This is a genomic window from Methanolobus halotolerans (assembly GCF_004745425.1).
GTDB classification, from domain to species: domain Archaea; phylum Halobacteriota; class Methanosarcinia; order Methanosarcinales; family Methanosarcinaceae; genus Methanolobus; species Methanolobus halotolerans.
This window is the reverse complement of the sequence record NZ_PGGK01000006.1, coordinates 59,162-76,884: the sequence shown is the minus strand read 5'-3', so window position 1 is coordinate 76,884 and position 17,723 is coordinate 59,162. Positions and strand designations below refer to the sequence as shown.

Sequence of the window (17,723 nt, the reverse complement as noted above, 5' to 3'; positions counted from 1 at the left end):
AAACTATTTCAAGCTTAAAGAGCGCGGAACCAATATAAAAACCGAAATAACAGCCGGCGTTGTCACCTTCATGACAATGGCGTATATTGGCGTATATAATAGTTGTCAATCCGGCAACCCTTGAAGCTGCGGGAATACCCTTTGGTGCATCTATGGTGGCAACTATAATGTCTGCAGCTTTTGGAACTCTTATCATGGGTGTATATGCAAAGAAACCGCTTGCAATAGCCGCCCTACATGGGTGAGAATGCCTTTGTCGCATACACTGTTGTGGGTGTTCTCGGCTATTCATGGCAGACGGCTCTGGGTGCGGTGTTCATCAGCGGTGTGATTTTCACACTGCTCACAGTTTCAGGACTTAGAAGCAAGATGATCGATGCTGTCCCCGATAACCTCAAATACAGCTTTGCAGCCGGTATAAGCCTGTTCATTACCTTTATCGGCCTGGTGAATGCAGGTATAGTTTCCCTTGGTGTGGAAGGTGCTCCTTTGCATGTGGGAAGTCTGAATACAGCTCCCGTGGCTCTGGCAGTCTTCGGTTTCCTGCTTATAAGCCTTCTTATGGTAAAGAAGGTGAAGGGTTCAATACTGATCGGGATTATAATTACGGCTGTTCTCGGATTTATTTCCGGTATTGCCCCTGCTCCCGAAAGTATTGTCAGCATGCCACCAAGTATTGATCCTATCTTCCTCCAGCTTGACATCACCGGCGCTCTTACATGGGGATTCTTTGCTGTAATCCTGACTATGTTCACCATGGATCTGATGGACACCATGGGAACCCTTGTAGGTGTTTCCTTTAAAGCCGGTTTTACGGATGAACAGGGTAATATTGAAAATATGGACAAACCTTTCCTTGCAGATGCTCTTGCAACGGTATTTGCTTCACTGGCGGGCACGACCACTACAGGTACTTACATTGAGTCTGCCACGGGTATTGAAGAGGGAGGAAAGACAGGACTTACAACTCTTGTTGTTGCGCTGCTTTTCACTCTTGGCCTATTCTTCTATCCCCTCTTCTCGGCAATACCCATGGCCGCCACATCTCCGGCTTGATACTCGTGGGCCTTCTTATGATGTGTTCGATAAAGAAGATCGACATGAATGATTTCACCGAAATGATCCCTGCAATGGCAGTAATAATTCTCATGAGCTTTACATATAACCTCGGAGTAGGCATTTGCGCTGGCTTTGTCCTGTTCCCGATCCTGAAAGTCATAGACGGTAAAAGCAGTGAAGTAAAACCACTTGCCTGGGGATTGTTCGTCCTGTGCTCATTGTTCTTCATATTCTATCCTTACTGAATCCATATATCCAAATCCCCACTGGGCTAAAGCTTCCAGCACAGGAATGATCGTCCTGCCAAAATCAGTGAGCGAGTACTCAACCCTCGGAGGTATTTCAGGATACATCTCACGTTTCACAATGCCATCTTTTTCAAGCTCGCGCAGTTGTTTAGTCAACATTTTCGGGGATATTCCGGGTAATGTCTGCTGAAGTGAATTAAAGCGGAGAATCTCGTCTTTGAGCTGCCAGAGGATCAGAGGTTTCCATTTTCCTCCAATTACGTCAAGGGTAGCTTCAACAGGACAAATATAGTTGCAGTTGTCTGTGTCCGTTATTTCATTTTGAGTAAACATGCTATCCTTTACTATACTTTTTGTTAGTTGATAACAAAAATGATTGTATTATATATAAATATAGTATCAGACCATTTATTTTCAGTTACTTTCAATGAAAGTAAATGCATTTATAAATGAGGAAATGATAAAATGAAGGTTGTAGGTTTTGCAGGAAGTCCAAGAAAAGACGGAAATACAGATGTACTGGTCCAGCAGGTTCTTGACGGTGCGATGGAAGCAGGTGCTGATGTGGAAAAATTCTATATCAATGATATGAATATAAAAGGATGTCAGGGTTGCAATTACTGCCGGTCTGTTGACGGCTGCAAAATTGATGATGATATGACAAAAGCCTATGAAGCCCTCAGGGATGCCGATGGTTTTGTATTCGGGTCACCAATATACTTCTTTCAGTTAACAGGTCAGATGAGGCAGTTCATTGACCGCTGTTTCGCATTGTTAAATCCGGATCTAATCTCACGCCTGGAAGCAGGCAAAAAGGCTGTCATAGTGGGTGCACATGGTGCTCCTGATGTCGGAGCCTTTAATACTGTCTATGCGGAATTCTCTCAAATACTACAGATGTTTGGCATGGATGTAAAGGGCACTTTTGTGGATATAGGACATCATGCACCAGGTGAAGTTAAGGAAAATACCGGGCTCATGGAGCAGGCAAAGATTGCAGGTACTAAGATATTTGACTAATCTGTGCCTACAGGGACATGCACATGTGTGCACATTCCTGTTTCACACAGTATCTAAAGAATAAGTCAGTTATTTGTAACTCATCTTGAGAGTAACAAGAGATAGGCCGAGCTTATCTTCCAGATCTTTTAATTCTTTAAGTTGTTCTTCGTTCAGGTCAGCGTATTCGATATCCTTGCTTGAAAAAGCCAGTATGGTTGCGTTGAATTTCTTTTCCAGATCCGTGATGGCTTTGGTCTGTTCTTCAGTCAGGTGGGACAATCCCCAAAACATATTATCAGCTCCTTATTTTTTTATCAATGTATTGTATGCAGATGTTATTTTTGCATATACCTTATCATGTGTAGCTGAGTTTATTTACGGCTTTCGATAAATGTATATTTCATTTGCATTACTTTCCGGATATAGACCCTTAAATGTACTGACAGATGCAGCTAATGGGATGTTATACGGCAATATTTAGTTCTAAAGAGGAGGTAAAAAGCAATATTGCGATCATATCACAAACAAGATAGGCTCATTATAATCGCGAGGTGTGTGGGTTGGGGGGAGTGGGGTTAAAAAAGGTCACACACCTCGGCAGAGCATAGAGGATAACTTAGTATAAAGGATAATCGGATTGGCAAAAATCAGTTCAGATAATCAGCCAGGACGCAAAAATCTTTTTGCATGAACTTCCATTTCCAGATTTTAAATCTCAAATAAAACACTAACCATACCATTTGTGCTCGACCCTCACTATTGAATGAGGAAAACTCTTTGAGCGTACCTGAAGGACTAGGTACCAATTACAGAACTCCAACAATAATATTCTTGCTGTGAGAAATTATTAATTTACGAGACAGTTTTATACGAGAAAAGCAATCTTGAACTTACATTTAAGAAGGTAGATGAGGTACCCGATAAACCACCACGCTTATGGTACCTCTTTCCTTACGAATCCGGGATGTCCCCATTTCTTCAACCCCCACTCACTCAACCCGCATGGTTGAGAAGGCAGGATGAGACACCTGATAAACCACCACGCTTTAAGGCGTCTCTTTCCTTATATGTCCGAGATATTCCCCAATATCTCTCTTTAACTCCACTCCCAATAGCTTGTGAGCGCCCCAATGCTCACAAGTCCTAATAGATTGTTTTTGCATATAACAAGAATGGATTTTAATCTAAGGGCTGCTACTAAGTTTTGTCTATAGGTGATATTTCAATGCCATTATAATTTCAGTTGAGTGCTAAAATATGGCCATTGATTTAGGGTTGTATTGTTTGGGTTTAAGGGGTATAACATTAGGAAGTTTTCAGCGTTGTCTGTAAAGATATCTTAAATCAGAATATCAACAAAATATATTAAGATAAAATCTGTTGGTAAGATTTATTCTAATTTTTAATCCTAATTGTATTTTATAGTAACAAACATACTTAACATGATATTATTGCTAAAAAAGCAAGTTTGGTTTATTAATTTCAGTAAAGGTACATATAAATAGATTAGATCTGTAGTGTACTTGAAATAATATAAACATATGCATCGGCTGCTTGTCTGGACCATAGTTTATCCCGGGCAATGGACAGTATGTTATAGGGGGTATACCTTAGAATGCCGCTGCTTGAAACATTTGGTCTATCTGAACATAAAATAAATCTGCTTTTGATGTTATATGAAGGTCCCAAAAATAAAAATATGATTCTTGAATCACTGGGAATAAGCAGCCAGGCACTGGTCCCGACAATAAGGATGCTGGAACATAATAATATCATCATACATCATGATGGTACGTATGGGCTTACGTCTATCGGAAAAATAGCTGTCGATGAAATGATACCTTTCCTGCAGACTCTGGAATTCCTCGAAAGTAATATTGATTATCTGGCTCAGCATAAGTTGGGTTTTATTCCATTTGATCTGTTGAAACGAATTAGAGAACTATGTCCGTATAAGATTATGCGTCCTCATTTTTCTGAAGTATTTGAATTTAATAAAGTATTAGAAGAGACTACGGATAGTTCAAAAAGTTTCAGAATCGTGACTTCTTTGTTGTTACCATCTTTCACATCATTTCTTTCAAAGTGGGCCGATGAAGGTATAGAGATATCAATGATAGTTTCTGAGGAACTGCTCACGAAAATCCGTTCCGAGCATCTGTTCTTTTTCAAAGGACTTTTACATAAAGGACAGATAAAGATTTTTGTCTATCCCGGCGACATGTGCTTGCAGACACTTATACTGAACGATCACTGTTTTTCCTGTAACCTGCTGAGCAAAGGCGGTAGTATATCCAGGGAGCAATTGATAAGTTGTCATCCTGGTGCTCTTAAGTGGGGGAAAGAACTTTTTGAATACTATAAGCAATACTCGGCTCCTGTTACACTTGTTTAAATATATTTTTAATTGAGGACCTGCTCATCCCAGTAAAGTGGATAACTAACATTCTATTAATGTGCCGTTTAAGCAAATAAGATAGAAACAGCGTTTCCGGGACAATATTATGTTGAGCAAAAGAACTGATATCTGGGGAGGTAAATAAATGGCGAGATTTTGTAAGATCTGTGGAAGTAAAAGTGGAAGATGTAATCACCTCATACTGGAACTAGATACAAAAGAACAGAGGTCCGGTGAGCCAAAAGGCTCTAAATCAGAAAAATGAGTTACACTTAAATACCAGATGTCAACAAATAATTTATTAGTGAATTTGGGGGGTAAGTTCAATCTATGATCTCTAAACATATTTTACTGTTACTGCTGTTGATAGCGGTAATATTAGCAGGAACACAAATGGCATCGGCTACATCCGGGATGATGGATGAGTTCAACGAGGAATATGGTACCAATGGTACAAGACTTGACACCTGTGATACCTGCCATGGTTCGGATATCGAATCCCTGAACCCTTATGGTATGGACTATCAGGAGAACGATGGTGATCTTGGAGCTATAGAATCTCTGGACTCGGACGGGGACGGATACAGTAATGAGGAAGAGATAAACGTTTTGACCTTCCCCGGGGACCAAGAAGATAACCCGGAAACAAGATCATCATCTCAACCCGATACGACAGTGCCCAGTGAACCTGATGACATAACTGAAGAGGCACCTGTTGAAGATACAGGCACCGAACAACAATCTCCGGGATTTGAAGCTATATTTGCGGTTGCCGGTATATTGATGGCGATATATATAATTAAAAGAAAGTGAATAAGAGAAAGTGAACTGTATCTGCTAATAAGGATGGCTTGATGCTTCACAAAACTCTTTTTTTTCTTTGTGAACACAATCTGTCACCGGTTGAACTCGGCTTTTTTGTTTCGATCAGGTAAATTCAGAGATATGTAATCGGGAACGAGTTTTTGATGTAGTACTCGAAGAGTTCTTTTTCCCAAATAAGTGAATTTCTGTTACATATAACATATAAAATTAGTATGTAAGAAGGTGTGTAAGAAATCATTATGCACTAAAAAAATACATTCTCTGAAGATTTTTGATTTCTGAGGTGTGCTTTAGCAATGACGGGTGGAGTTGTGAGGGGATGCACAGTAACCGGCGCACCTCAGAAAAGACAACTAAACTATTTGTCTATTATATTTAATACTTTTAATAATTTGCGGTGCATAATAAAAGAGTATACACTGGATGGTAAACTAAGAACAAATATCATACCTGAATAAGGAATTAGAATTTGCAAATTAAGTTAAGACTCCTGAATTTTGAATATTAGCTTAACAGGCTCTTTCCAAGCTAATAAAGCTGATTGAATTTTCAATAACATTGTAATATGCTGGATATTTTTATTTGAGCAAGGTTTATATTAAATAAAAGAAGGTGAAACACTTCTTGCGAGTTAGGGGGGGAACCGTGGGTAAATATTAAGATACGGTCTGGATAGGGAGGCTAAACGAAACTGGATTCGCAAGGAAAGAGGCACCTTAAATGCATCGTTTTTCAGGTGCCTCCCCTTACTATCGTTTTTCAGTTTGCCGTTTTTCAGTTTGCCGTTTTTCAATCTACCGTTTTTCAATCTACCGTTTTTCAATCTACCGTTTTTCAATCTACCATTTTTCAGTTTGCCGTTTTTCAATCACTACCGAATCTGGAAAAATATGTTCTTCCAGTGATAATGACTTGCCCCCTACATGTCAAAATGATAAAAAAATGTTCCTATATATTCATTTAAATGCAAATATTATTCTATATAGACATTTTTATTTCCAGAGCCTTTATTTATTTGTGAATATTGTGCATCAAATTCAATTTAGAACTGTATCATACTGGTATATCTAAAGAAAAAAATAAACTTATTTATTATTTTCATAAATAAGTAACTTATTGAATATATAGATGAATGTATATTATTTATAAATAGTATTAAAAATATATAATATATTCATAAACAATTCCTGGTATCTTTGACCGGAGAAAACATGAGGTAAAAGAGTACACAGGAAGCTGGTAGTTACTTCTTGTATGAACTGCTATCTAAGAAAAACATATCAAGTATGTGTTTCTACATGTAAATAGTGGGATATTTACAGGAAGGTTTAAGATGATATTCGAACGTATAAAATCGGAAGGACTTGCTCATATTTCTTATGTCATTGGATCGGAAAATGAGGCTGTAGTCATTGATCCACGCAGGGACTGCAAAGTCTATGCGGATATTGCCAGAAGAGAAGGCATGAAAATAAAATACATCCTTGAAACACACCGTAATGAGGATTATGTGGTTGGTTCTAGGGAGCTTGAGGACATTACGGAAGCCGACATCTACCATGGCCCCGGGATTGATTTCAAATACGGGAACACTCTTCAGGATGATCAGGAAATTTTTATAGGCTCGTTGAGAATAACTGCTCTACATACACCGGGACATACCGATGAGAGCATGTCATATGCCTTGGCAGACCTTAACGCGGGTGATGAAACGATCATGGTCTTTACAGGAGATGCTCTGTTTATAGGTGATGTGGGAAGGACCGACCTATATGGTCCTGACGAAGCTCCGAGACTGGCATCTGATTTGTATGACAGCATTTTTAACAGGATACTTCCTCTGGGGGATGAAGTTATACTACATCCCGCACATGGCGCAGGTTCTATGTGTGGAGGAGCTATCAGTGAGCGGGAATACAGTACGCTTGGACTTGAGCGTCTCCAGAATCCTGTCCTGCAGAAGACTGCGAAGGACGAATTCATCAGATATAAGGTTGAAGAAAAGCTGGAATTTCCCCCCTATTTTAAAAAGATGGAACAGTATAATCTGGAAGGGCCTCCGCTGCTGCACAGCCTCCCGGTTCCCGAATTGTTTTCACCCGGGGAATTCAGGGAAGAGATGGAAAAAGCAACAGTAGTTGTGGATACACGTATGCCTCACTCTTTCGGAGGAGCGCATATCAAAGATAGTTACAGCATATGGCTTGAAGGGCTCCCGTCCTTTGCTGGCTGGGTGCTTCCATATGATAAACAGATACTCCTGGTGATGGAAGATAAAGAGCAACTGGAGTCTGCAGTTCGGTATCTCATAAGACTGGGTTATGACAATATAGCTGGTTTTCTCAACGGGGGAATCGGGGCCTGGTATATCGATGCTATGCCGGTGGACAGTTTCAACTTGATATCGGTCCATGACCTCAGGGACAAACTGGTAAAAGGTGAAAATTTGTTCATCCTAGATGTCAGGAGCAAAGAAGAATGGGAAAACGGTCACATACAGGGTGCTGCACATATATATGTTGGCCATGTGGAAGAGAATCTGGACAAAATTCCGGAGGATTGCAGGATAGTTGTCTATTGTGGCACTGGACGGCGCTCCAATATAGCTGCCTCGATCCTGAGAAAACATGGCTATGACAGGATATACAATGTTCTTGGAAGTATGAAAGCATGGAAGAATGCAGGATATGAAGTAGTGGAGTGAAGTTCTTTTTCTTCACGAGAGAAATGAAACAATATAACCTTTTTAAGCTAATTGCTGAGGTAAAACCTCTCAAATATCTGTTATCAGTTCAGCATCCTTCCTGTAATGTTTAAAAAAATCCTTACCTCCACTTAAAAGCACTGGATAAAATTAGAGAAAAAGAAAATCGGGGAAGTGATGACCGATAACTGGAGAGCATATGCAAAATTCCTTCCAGAGAATATTCACACACGATCAAAAGCAGAAACATATACGATTGAAGGATATAACAGTATGTTCAGACACTTTCTGGCAAGACTGAGAAGAAAAACAAAATGTTATACCAAAAGTCTTGAAATGCTAAAATACTCTCTTCTTCTTTTGATGAAATATAGGAATAAATAAATAGCTATGCTTAAATAACAATGCCTAAAATAAAGCTAATAGTAAACAACCTTGACAGGTATGTCAAGGTTGTTCATGTGATTCAAATGAGGATTTTTACAGAGCCTAAAAATTATTTATTATTCACTTAAGAAGCTTTTAGAGGCCTTTATAGTTTGGAAAATGTGGATAGCATTTTGATCCATTTGATTTATTCAATTTATTTTTATTATCAGACTTGTTTGAAAAGTTCTTTTGGTTACCTTTGTTCAGTAATATTGCTTCCATAACTACTAAAATCCATAGACTAAATAAAGAACCGGGTCCTTTACCGGGGCTTAGAGAATGTGGGAAATTAGTATATATGATATCTAAAAAAAGCGTTATCCTTTGTTTTTTGAGTATTTTATTGATGGCATCAATAGATGCCTCGATAGCACAGACAATCGACGGAACAGAGATTCAGATCACATCTAATAGGTCCGATCAGTATTTTCCGGCTATTTATGATGACATTATAGTTTGGACCGATGTTCGCTATGAAAGTTCGGATATTTTCCTTTATAATATGACTTCAGGAGAAGAGTTACAAATAACATCAAATGAGTCAGAGGAGAGGGTTCCTGATATCTACGGGGATATTATAGTCTGGGAAGATTGGCGCAATGGTAATTGGGATATCTATATTTATAATCTCACTTCTGAAGAAGAGTCTGCACTGATCACGAATGAAGCCGACCAGCGAGTCCCTGCTATTCATGAAGACCGGATCGTCTGGGAAGACCTGCGCAATGGTAACTGGGATATCTATATGTATAACATTTCATCAGGCGAGGAATTGCAGATTACTGATAACGAATCAGACCAATTGTATCCTGCAGTATATGGTGATCTGGTAACATGGATGGATGATCGTAACGGTGGCTGGGACATATTCGTATATGACCTCTCTTCGAGAGAAGAAACACAGATCACGGCCAACGAATCAATTGCCCTGTACCCTGATGTCTATGAGGACAGGGTCGTATGGATGGATGACCGAAACTATGATCAGAACATATTTATGTACAATGTCTCTTCAGAAGAGGAATTAATGGTTACTACCAATGAATCCTGGCAGGTTGTTCCAAAAATACATGGTGACAGGATAGTATGGACGGATGAGCGTAATTCCAACTGGGATATCCTTGGCAACTCTGATATCTACATGTATGATATACCTACAGGGGAGGAATTACAGATAACCACAAATGAAGAAAGACAGGTCTATCCTGCGATCTATAATGATACTGTCGTGTGGGAGGACAGGCGCAATTTAAATGCTGATATTTATATCTTCACTATAACAGGACAGAATTCAACGCAGTAGATGTCTTCCTGACATCTGAATCTTGATCATCAGGCAATAGCCTGTTTTCAATTCTTTTTTGATATTTTTTGTTTCTTGCTTATTTTTACTTACAGTTATTTTTAATTAGATTTACTGCAACTGACTGCTTTGAAGGAGCATAAAAAACATCTTCATAGAAAAGCTCATAAATGAATTATGCTATGTACTAGAAATGATATTCAAGAAACGTTTATAGGAAAGTTGCCAGCGTATGGTCTTTTCGTTTTCGACCAGAGACACAAAATCAGTATTTGATCAACATGAAACTCTACAGCACCAATCTCCAGGCGGAAGAAGTAAGTTTTGAAACCGCGCTCATTGAAGGACTTGCCCCGGACAGAGGTCTTTATATGCCAAAGGCACTGCCATATTTTTCAGAAGAAGAGCTTACTTCAATGAAGGATAAACCATATCCTGAAATTGCTTTTCAGGTACTGAAAAAGATCCTTGCAGGTGAGATCGATGAAGAGTCCCTGAAAGAGATCACCTATGATGCCTATGACTATGAAGTCCCGCTGGAAAAAGTGGATGATATTACTTATATTATGAGGCTTGACAGAGGTCCGACTGCCTCTTTCAAGGATTTTGCCGCCCGTATGATGGCAAGGCTCATGCAGTACTACCTCAAGAAAGAGAACAGGCAGCTTACCATTCTCACAGCGACCTCAGGAGATACCGGAAGTGCGGTAGCTCATGCATTCTACGGTCTTGACAATATCAGGGTCATCGTATTGTTCCCGCAGGGCGAGGTGTCCGAACGTCAGCGCAAGCAGATGACGACCCTGGGCAAGAATATCACCGCTCTGTCAATTGGTGGTAAGTTTGATGACTGCCAGGCCATGGTTAAGCAGGCATTTGCAGATGAAGAACTTAAACACCTGAATCTCTCGTCAGCAAATTCTATAAACATTGGCCGTCTGGTGCCTCAGTCTATCTATTATTTTTACGCTTATGTCAAATTGAGAGACTACCCCGAAGAAATGATCGTCTCCATCCCATCCGGTAATTTCGGAAACATGATGGGTTGTGTACTGGCAAAGAACATGGGCGTTCCTATTAAGAGGATACTTGCATCGGTTAACGAGAATGACGAGTTTCCGTGCTTTATTGACAGCGGAAAGTATGCAAAGCTCGCTCCCTCAAAGAATTGTCTCTCTAATGCCATGAATGTAGGTCATCCAAGCAACCTTTCAAGACTGATCGCAATATACGGTGGTGAGATGGATGAAAAAGGCAATATCAATCAGATGCCTGACATGGGGAAGCTTAGGCAAGACATATTCTCTATCTCGGTCACCGACCAGCAGACAAAGACAGTTATGAAAGAATTCTTTGACGAGTACGGTATACTTATCGAACCACATGGAGCTGTAGGCATAAAGGGCCTGAGAGACTACAGGGAACTTAGCATGGATAACACACTTGCTGTGACCTTGGAGACCGCCCATCCCGCAAAATTCCCCGGGGAGGTAAGGTTGGTAATAGGCATCGAGCCAGAACTTCCCGAAAGCCTTAAAAGGACCGAGGCCGGGGAAGAGTATATGCAGTCTCTGAATACTGACTACATTCAGTTCAGGGAATACATACTGAATAATTTTAAATAAATAGTTAACTTTTTTCAAACTGTGATTGATTTCTCGGGTATTAGCTATTTATGTGTCTTCCTTTTTTAACATTATTAGAAGGATTCACAGCCGGTACCTTAAATAATGACTTGCAAACCCGGGTGTAACTATTTGTAAATAATATTGTAAATAGTGGTTATGTGGTTAAACATGCTTATATCATCATAATGATGCTCAACATATATTATAGTGTAGATATATTTATATAGTTGAAATTAGTAGTAGGATTTGCAGTCATATGATCCCTAAATTCTAGGTGACTGCAGACCATTCGGTGGTACGGTATGGATTGATCGGGAAAACGCTGAAGCACAAAAAACGATTGCTATAAAGGAACGTTATCATGCCAAATATTGCCTCATTCCCTCAAGATAACCGGCTTGCTAACGTTCCGGCTTTCAGCAGTCATTATTAGTGGAGTATGAGCGATGGTGGAGTTACATTCCGGCAATGTCGGGATGTACCGGGTTATTGTCAAAAAATATGGAAAGCACTTTATCTGTACTTTTCTTTATATTTTCTGCTTAAAAGTAGATTCATTGCGCCGGAATATGTGATAATCTCAGAGACCATCAAAATCAGTTGACCGCTCTGACTGGTCGGGCTAATAAACTATTTTTGAGATGTCCATCTCAAGAATGTCCTCGGCCCCGAGAGCCTTGAGTTTTGGTATAAGGAGGTTGACCTCGTTTTTGTTGACGACTGTTTCGACTGCATAATAATCTGACTTATACAGCTGCGACACGGTCGGCCTTTTCATGGAGGGCAGGGACTCGATAACCTCATCCAGTTTGTCGGCTGGGACGTTCATGTCGATGAGCACTTTTCCTCTTGCTTCTATGACCGAGAGCAGGAGTGTTTTGATCTCTTCTATCTCCTGTCTTTTGACCGGGTCTTCCCAGCTCTTCATGTTCGCGATAAGCTTGGAGGATGATTCCATGATGATATCCACGATCTTAAGGCCGTTCTTGCGGAGAGTCGAACCTGTTTCGGTGAGATCCACGACCACGTCCATGAGGTCAGGTACCTTAGCTTCTGTAGCGCCGTAAGAGAAGTGGATCTCTACCGGGATACCACGCTCTTCGAAGAACTTCCTGGTCATTTTTGGATATTCCGTAGCCACCCTGCTGTTGGGTTTGACATCCCTTGCATTTTCAATGGGAGCATCCTTGGGCACAGCTATAACTATTTTCACGTTGCCTGCACCCTGTTTGCTGTAAGGGAGGTCGGCCACTTCCACTATGTCGGCATCAGATTCACTGACCCAGTCCAGTCCTGAGATGCCAAGATCGAAGTAGCCATCGGAAACATAACCCGGAATCTCCTGTGGCCGCAGTATCTTGATTTTACCTATCCTCGGGTCGCTGATCCTGGGATTGTAGTCCCTGTCCGTCTTTTTTATCTCCAGGTCCGCCTGCTTGAACAAAAGGAATGTCTGTTCCTCTAAACTGCCTTTAGGAAGAGCTATGTTTATCATATTAACATCTCGGTCTATTGTTTTGATGAACGTACCATAAGAAACATGGTTGTATTTTATAAGCGTTTCTGGGAATTCGATAGTGACACTATATAACAGTGATAATCCGGCTAAATCAAGTGCCTTAAAAGCCAAATATAAGAGCTCCGGAAGGCGAGCAACAATACACACCAGAAAAACTGTATGAAGCCGCCCGTTTTAATGGGTGGCAGTTCAAGTCCCATAGAAAAAACTATATAAATGGTTCCATGCTCCACTGATAACTAGCAGGTTATTTATAACAACCAGTATCCCTAAAAGAGATATCATGTGCCTTGTTCCATTCCACATGGAACGGTGACCCCGTTTTTTAAGATACAGGTAGTCAACAAAACAAAAACAAAGAAAGAACAGCTTCAGCATCACAATGCTATAGTATCCGCAGTATTCAAGGAGTTCTGCAATCAGGAAATTCGCTTCATATCCCAGCCCATTTTCAAGAGCAAATACAGTTGTCAATATATCCCCCATAACATAGAATACAAAAATGTACCTTACATCATGAATGAATTCTTTAAGATCACTATCTTTCTGTGATGCCCCTAAACTATAGAGGTCCCTATCTGGTCCTGGAATTGATCCCAAGCTTAATCCCCCTACCCGTATTAAATATAAGAAGGTTAACTAATTAAGATTTAAAGGAACAAAGTTCAGAAATGAAGATTTAAGCTTCCGCAAATTATTTGATTATAAAGATTGAAATTGCATAGGGATTAGAATTTGCATGCGAGGACAGTAATTATGTAATGGGGAATTAAAATCATGATTCCGTTGATTCTGGCATTTATTGTTTTTTTGAGATCACTCATTAAGATGCTTAAAGAACCTGAGTTCAGGAGTCTGCTTACACTTGTAATTATAACCCTTGTTTTAGGGACTGTCGTTTATCATAATATAGAAGGATGGAGATGGCTTGATTCCTTGTATTTTTCTGTGATAGTCCTTACAACCATCGGTTTTGGGGACTTTGCACCGACAACTGATATTGGAAAGATTTTCACTGTGATATATGTGTTCCTGGGGCTTGGCATACTGCTTGGTTTTGTGAATGCCACCGGGGAATATTTCAGGAAACAACAAAAAGAAAGAATATCCGGCAGGCATAAAAAGATTGAGAGAGAGTTGAGCAGGATTTCAGAAGATGTAAAAGAGGATGCACAGTATAACGATAAATGAAAAGATTGACCAGACTGCTCTGTCCGGTTATTTCAGCAATCCTTTCTCCATGTAATACTCATCTCTGGCAGCCACAAATGCCTGAATGTTGTCAGTCGGTGTTCTTGGTGCAATACCGCAGCCTGGCGCCAAAATACCGACTCCGTCCTCTATGCATTGCTTTGCTTCCTTTTTAATACTTTCGTGGGATTTTGTAAGTAGTGTAAATGCAGGTGATACATTACCTATCAGGCATGCTCTGTCGGCCATGATCTCCCTGGCATACCTGGTATCTACTTTCTCTTCAAGGCTGAGTCCCTGGAATCCGGAGCCAGCCATCTGGTCAAGTATGGCAGTGGCATCCCCGCATATATGCAGCAGCTTCAGTCCCTTCATACTGTCTGTCAATGAACGATACAACGGAAGTATCATCGACTCGAAGAGAGGAGGAGGGAGGAGATCCGGACCTGCTTCAGAATCAATAGTAATAACAGCATCTGCCCCGTGTTCAAAAAGTGTATTGGCATATTCAGTGCACACTGCTTCACCCATGGTCAGCAGTTCCTGGAATATCTCAGGTTCTGTTATGCACCAGCGAAGGTAGTTCTTTGCACCTGCCACATAGAATGCGACTGCTGCGGGACCAATCATACCGGCAACGATTGGTACATCATCACCAACTCTTTTTCTAATGATTTCCGTAGATTCGATTACTGTCCTTATTCCACTGCTTTCCAGCAGATCTTCAGGAAGTTTCAGCTCTCTGACGTCTTCTTTTTTCTTGCAGGGGAAGTCAAGTTCATATGGCTGGACATCAAGTGAACCTTCAGCTATTGTACAACCAAGGGCCTCTGCGATAACTGTTGTGGAAAAGGGATAACGTACGGACTCAAGACCTACGATATCATGGCCGGCGATCGCAAGGGTTGCCATCTTCTCCGCATCATTGTTAGCTTGTGGCCAGAATGTCCCGCAGGCTTCCATGAGTTCAACTGTACCTGTCTGGGTGACAGAACATACTGGTACTTTATCTACTTTTTTTCCTTCTATGGAACGCACAAAACGCTCTTTTTGTGTCAGATCTTTCAAACTTCGTCCTCCCGATTCGGTAATGTAAGGTCCACAAGCAGAATGCAGACCCTATACACTTATTCTTAGTGAACAATTTCCGGGGTGTATTTTAAGATTGCGAACAAGCAGCTGATCAGGTCCTATAATTGTATACCCATTTCTTTTAGCATTCTTCCCAGCCTGAATAATGGCAATCCGACTGCATTGAAAAAGTCACCTTCTATCCTCTCGACAAACAGGGCGCCTTTCCCCTGGACCGCGAAAGCACCTGCTTTTCCAAAAGGTTCACCAGAGTTGACATAGGATTCTACATCTTCCTCTGACAACTGTTTTATCCACAGATTGGTGATCTCATGTCGGGTGATCTCTCTGTTACGGGAAACATCCAGCACTGTGATGCCTGTTATGGCCTGTACTTGCTGTCCGCTTACCTTGCGTAACATTCCCTTTGCCATTGCTGCATTATCAGGTTTTCCCAGTATCTCCTCCCTGCAGAGAACAACCGTGTCCGCTGAGATGATGACGCCATCGTTAAAGTGCCTGGCTACTTCCCTGGCCTTGCCGAGCGAATTACGTGTGACAAGTTCTGCAGGGTCCGATTTCTGTGCTGTTCCCTCATCATATGAACTTGTGAACACCTGGAAGCGATCACCGGTCAGCATTTTCAGTAACTCTTTTCTTCTGGGGGAAGCCGAGGCAAGGATTATTCTCTCCATTTCTGTTTTTACAGTAGGAACTGACTCTATATATGTACTACTTACAACTGTTCAAGAATATCATAAATAGGATTCCGTATCCCCTGTATCAGAATCCTGTAGCTGATCGAACATTGGTATCTCAAATCTGGAATACCACATCTGCAGGAATGTAAGCATATGATATTTGAGGAAAATACTTGCAGGCATACTGACAAATGCAATAGCCAGTATGAAGACAATTATCTGGATAAATATCACAGGTGCAAGTATTATCCAGATCAACAGGTCAGACCCTAGTAAAAGGGCTGAAAGTACTAAATATAATACTCCGTCAATGACCAGGAACAGCATCAAGGCAATGGCAGCAATGATCAGGACCACAATGCCTACAATAATGGCTACTGCAATATTCAGCACGATCCGCCCGATCCAGTAAATAATTATCTGTTGCCAGTCCTGTCCGAACTTTTTAAGGACCATGGAAAATGCACTGAATATGCTTGATCCGCTATAAAGGCTTACAGGTATGGAAAGGTTTAAAAAGGAGCCGATGATGCCGCCGACAATCACAAGTACAAAAATGATGAAAATAAGAAGGAATATCAGGTAAGCTATGCTGGCAGCCAGTGAATTCCCGGGGCCTGCATCTGTCTGACTCATCAGGTAGTAGATAAAAGGCAGGGTCACAATAGCTATGAGGACAAGGTAGATAAAACCTAACAGCAAACGGAACAGGAACAGACCGAATCCCTTGCCAAGAAAACTGCGGGAATATTCCCAGAACTTTACACTGTTGCTCACAAGAGATTCTACCAGGACGAACTCCATCACGCTGGAAATGTATGCCAGAACAAGTGCAAGAATAATTACGAGTAGTACAGCTCCTATTATGTATCCTGATGCGTTAGCTGCGATATTATTGGAGATCATCTGAAAAATATCACTAATGCCTGCCGGAATATCCTGTGAAGAAGGCACATCAGATCCATCGAAGGAGTAGTTTCCACCCCCTCCGTTAAAGCTCGCCCCTCCGCCTATAAGTAAGACGATGATAGTGAGTTTCACCCATTTCCAGAAGTCAAAAGGCTCCAGCAGACATTTCTTAGTCCGCTCAAAAGCCTTATCCACTGCATCTACAACATACCAACTCATGCATAGAATGTGTAAGTGTTCGAATAAATAATTAGTGTTTTGAAAAGAATTTTTTTCTGGGAATAGTATGAAAGAATTCCAGTACATTATTATTTATTATAACCGGGATGCAGGTGTGCTCAGCCATTTACGGCTATGTTGCCAAAGAAGCAGAATCCCTTATCCCTTTTACTAAGTTTAGGTTTGAGGACATTCATACCTGCATCCATTATTTTGGAAGCGGCAAATATCTGTACAAGAGAGGCTTTCCCTTCTTCAAAACGGTCCCCAATCTCTCTCATTCCCTCGACGAAACCTTTCTCAATAAAGTCAACAGGATCCAAACCTGCATCGAGGGCCTCTTGTGCAGCATATTCAGCCTCTTTATTGTCAAGGTTTATGATGGAATGTCTGGCCATCGCAATGATGTCCTGACCGGTTAATTTTGGTTTTGTCATTTACTAACCCCTGTTATTATATATCAAATGTTATATTTATACAGACATATATAAACATTTCCGATGTTGAATATAATACG

At 40.8% G+C, this 17,723-nt stretch carries 18 protein-coding genes and 1 pseudogene; 11 read left to right on the top strand and 8 right to left on the bottom strand.

Annotated features, from left to right (window positions below; genetic code table 11):
- Nucleotides 1–86 precede the first annotated feature (86 nt).
- From CUN85_RS13350 to CUN85_RS13340, 3 genes are read left to right on the top strand one after another with little or no spacing between them, the layout of a single operon-like run.
- Nucleotides 87–245, top strand: a complete 159-nt coding sequence (locus CUN85_RS13350) for a hypothetical protein (protein WP_235856235.1) — start codon at nt 87–89, stop codon at nt 243–245.
- Nucleotides 238–1,056 (top strand): NCS2 family permease, encoded by an 819-nt coding sequence (locus tag CUN85_RS13345; protein ID WP_235856234.1) that lies wholly within the window; start codon nt 238–240, stop codon nt 1,054–1,056. The genes CUN85_RS13350 and CUN85_RS13345 overlap by 8 nt, the downstream gene beginning before the upstream one ends.
- Before the next feature lie 17 nt (nt 1,057–1,073).
- Nucleotides 1,074–1,304, top strand: a complete 231-nt coding sequence (locus CUN85_RS13340) for a hypothetical protein (protein WP_235856233.1) — start codon at nt 1,074–1,076, stop codon at nt 1,302–1,304.
- Here CUN85_RS13340 and CUN85_RS07195 read toward each other — a convergent pair.
- Nucleotides 1,275–1,640 carry a winged helix-turn-helix transcriptional regulator gene (locus CUN85_RS07195; RefSeq protein ID WP_135389649.1) on the bottom strand — a complete coding sequence of 122 codons (366 nt, stop codon included), beginning with the start codon at nt 1,638–1,640 and terminating at the stop codon, nt 1,275–1,277. The genes CUN85_RS13340 and CUN85_RS07195 overlap by 30 nt on opposite strands.
- Before the next feature lie 132 nt (nt 1,641–1,772).
- Here CUN85_RS07195 and CUN85_RS07190 point away from each other — a divergent pair, with 132 nt between their 5' ends.
- Nucleotides 1,773–2,327 (top strand): flavodoxin family protein, encoded by a 555-nt coding sequence (locus tag CUN85_RS07190; protein WP_135389648.1) that lies wholly within the window; start codon nt 1,773–1,775, stop codon nt 2,325–2,327.
- Between the two features lie 69 nt (nt 2,328–2,396).
- Here the strand turns inward: CUN85_RS07190 and CUN85_RS07185 are convergent, their stop codons facing one another.
- Entirely contained in the window at nt 2,397–2,600 is a 204-nt protein-coding gene (locus tag CUN85_RS07185; RefSeq protein ID WP_135389647.1) for a hypothetical protein, read from the bottom strand.
- A gap of 1,408 nt (nt 2,601–4,008) precedes the next feature.
- Here CUN85_RS07185 and CUN85_RS07180 point away from each other — a divergent pair.
- The 6 genes and pseudogenes from CUN85_RS07180 (at nt 4,009) to thrC (ending at nt 11,593) form a co-directional block, all read left to right on the top strand.
- The gene (locus tag CUN85_RS07180; protein WP_167848821.1) at nt 4,009–4,704 is read left to right on the top strand and encodes a helix-turn-helix transcriptional regulator; all 696 of its coding nucleotides are present in this window, start codon (nt 4,009–4,011) and stop codon (nt 4,702–4,704) included.
- Nucleotides 4,705–5,100: 396 nt separating this feature from the next.
- The gene (locus CUN85_RS07175) at nt 5,101–5,520 is read left to right on the top strand and encodes a PGF-CTERM sorting domain-containing protein (RefSeq protein WP_135389645.1); all 420 of its coding nucleotides are present in this window, start codon (nt 5,101–5,103) and stop codon (nt 5,518–5,520) included.
- Nucleotides 5,521–6,865: 1,345 nt separating this feature from the next.
- Nucleotides 6,866–8,236 (top strand): MBL fold metallo-hydrolase, encoded by a 1,371-nt coding sequence (locus CUN85_RS07170; RefSeq protein ID WP_135389644.1) that lies wholly within the window; start codon nt 6,866–6,868, stop codon nt 8,234–8,236.
- A 141-nt stretch (nt 8,237–8,377) separates the two neighbouring features.
- Nucleotides 8,378–8,620: pseudogene (locus tag CUN85_RS07165) on the top strand (IS1 family transposase); the annotation flags it as partial.
- 391 nt (nt 8,621–9,011) lie between these two features.
- Nucleotides 9,012–9,968 carry a hypothetical protein gene (locus CUN85_RS07160; RefSeq protein ID WP_167848820.1) on the top strand — a complete coding sequence of 319 codons (957 nt, stop codon included), beginning with the start codon at nt 9,012–9,014 and terminating at the stop codon, nt 9,966–9,968.
- Nucleotides 9,969–10,249: 281 nt separating this feature from the next.
- Nucleotides 10,250–11,593: a threonine synthase gene (gene thrC / locus CUN85_RS07155; RefSeq protein ID WP_135389642.1), complete on the top strand. Its 1,344-nt coding sequence runs from the start codon at nt 10,250–10,252 to the stop codon at nt 11,591–11,593.
- 625 nt (nt 11,594–12,218) lie between these two features.
- On the opposite strand, the gene hisG is transcribed toward thrC, so the two are convergent.
- On the bottom strand, nt 12,219–13,091 hold the full coding sequence (hisG, locus tag CUN85_RS07150; protein WP_135389641.1) for an ATP phosphoribosyltransferase: 873 nt from the start codon (nt 13,089–13,091) through the stop codon (nt 12,219–12,221).
- A 213-nt stretch (nt 13,092–13,304) separates the two neighbouring features.
- The gene (locus tag CUN85_RS07145; RefSeq protein ID WP_135389640.1) at nt 13,305–13,715 is read right to left on the bottom strand and encodes a DUF5658 family protein; all 411 of its coding nucleotides are present in this window, start codon (nt 13,713–13,715) and stop codon (nt 13,305–13,307) included.
- 177 nt (nt 13,716–13,892) lie between these two features.
- On the opposite strand from CUN85_RS07145, the gene CUN85_RS07140 reads away from it, so the two are divergent.
- Entirely contained in the window at nt 13,893–14,306 is a 414-nt protein-coding gene (locus tag CUN85_RS07140) for a potassium channel family protein (protein WP_135389639.1), read from the top strand.
- A gap of 27 nt (nt 14,307–14,333) precedes the next feature.
- On the opposite strand, the gene mtaA is transcribed toward CUN85_RS07140, so the two are convergent.
- The 4 genes from mtaA to CUN85_RS07120 all read right to left on the bottom strand — a co-directional run bounded on the left by mtaA (nt 14,334) and on the right by CUN85_RS07120 (nt 17,643).
- Nucleotides 14,334–15,374, bottom strand: a complete 1,041-nt coding sequence (mtaA, locus tag CUN85_RS07135) for a methylcobamide:CoM methyltransferase MtaA (RefSeq protein WP_135389638.1) — start codon at nt 15,372–15,374, stop codon at nt 14,334–14,336.
- A gap of 122 nt (nt 15,375–15,496) precedes the next feature.
- Entirely contained in the window at nt 15,497–16,072 is a 576-nt protein-coding gene (locus CUN85_RS07130) for a Maf family nucleotide pyrophosphatase (protein WP_135389637.1), read from the bottom strand.
- 60 nt (nt 16,073–16,132) lie between these two features.
- Nucleotides 16,133–17,206, bottom strand: coding sequence for a DUF7544 domain-containing protein (locus CUN85_RS07125; RefSeq protein WP_135389636.1), 1,074 nt, complete (start codon nt 17,204–17,206; stop codon nt 16,133–16,135).
- 119 nt (nt 17,207–17,325) lie between these two features.
- Nucleotides 17,326–17,643 carry a cobalamin B12-binding domain-containing protein gene (locus tag CUN85_RS07120; protein ID WP_135389635.1) on the bottom strand — a complete coding sequence of 106 codons (318 nt, stop codon included), beginning with the start codon at nt 17,641–17,643 and terminating at the stop codon, nt 17,326–17,328.
- Nucleotides 17,644–17,723 lie beyond the last annotated feature (80 nt).

Excerpts from the sequence above, each read along its gene's own strand:
- CUN85_RS13345 (WP_235856234.1), top strand. The coding sequence starts at position 238 with ATGGGTGAGAATGCCTTTGTCGCATACACTGTTGTGGGTGTTCTCGGC.
- CUN85_RS13340 (WP_235856233.1), top strand. The coding sequence starts at position 1,074 with ATGATGTGTTCGATAAAGAAGATCGACATGAATGATTTCACCGAAATG.
- CUN85_RS07195 (WP_135389649.1), bottom strand. The coding sequence starts at position 1,640 with ATGTTTACTCAAAATGAAATAACGGACACAGACAACTGCAACTATATT.
- CUN85_RS07190 (WP_135389648.1), top strand. The coding sequence starts at position 1,773 with ATGAAGGTTGTAGGTTTTGCAGGAAGTCCAAGAAAAGACGGAAATACA.
- CUN85_RS07185 (WP_135389647.1), bottom strand. The coding sequence starts at position 2,600 with ATGTTTTGGGGATTGTCCCACCTGACTGAAGAACAGACCAAAGCCATC.
- CUN85_RS07180 (WP_167848821.1), top strand. The coding sequence starts at position 4,009 with ATGATTCTTGAATCACTGGGAATAAGCAGCCAGGCACTGGTCCCGACA.
- CUN85_RS07175 (WP_135389645.1), top strand. The coding sequence starts at position 5,101 with ATGGCATCGGCTACATCCGGGATGATGGATGAGTTCAACGAGGAATAT.
- CUN85_RS07170 (WP_135389644.1), top strand. The coding sequence starts at position 6,866 with ATGATATTCGAACGTATAAAATCGGAAGGACTTGCTCATATTTCTTAT.
- CUN85_RS07160 (WP_167848820.1), top strand. The coding sequence starts at position 9,012 with ATGGCATCAATAGATGCCTCGATAGCACAGACAATCGACGGAACAGAG.
- thrC (WP_135389642.1), top strand. The coding sequence starts at position 10,250 with ATGAAACTCTACAGCACCAATCTCCAGGCGGAAGAAGTAAGTTTTGAA.
- hisG (WP_135389641.1), bottom strand. The coding sequence starts at position 13,091 with ATGATAAACATAGCTCTTCCTAAAGGCAGTTTAGAGGAACAGACATTC.
- CUN85_RS07140 (WP_135389639.1), top strand. The coding sequence starts at position 13,893 with ATGATTCCGTTGATTCTGGCATTTATTGTTTTTTTGAGATCACTCATT.
- CUN85_RS07130 (WP_135389637.1), bottom strand. The coding sequence starts at position 16,072 with ATGGAGAGAATAATCCTTGCCTCGGCTTCCCCCAGAAGAAAAGAGTTA.
- CUN85_RS07125 (WP_135389636.1), bottom strand. The coding sequence starts at position 17,206 with ATGAGTTGGTATGTTGTAGATGCAGTGGATAAGGCTTTTGAGCGGACT.
- CUN85_RS07120 (WP_135389635.1), bottom strand. The coding sequence starts at position 17,643 with ATGACAAAACCAAAATTAACCGGTCAGGACATCATTGCGATGGCCAGA.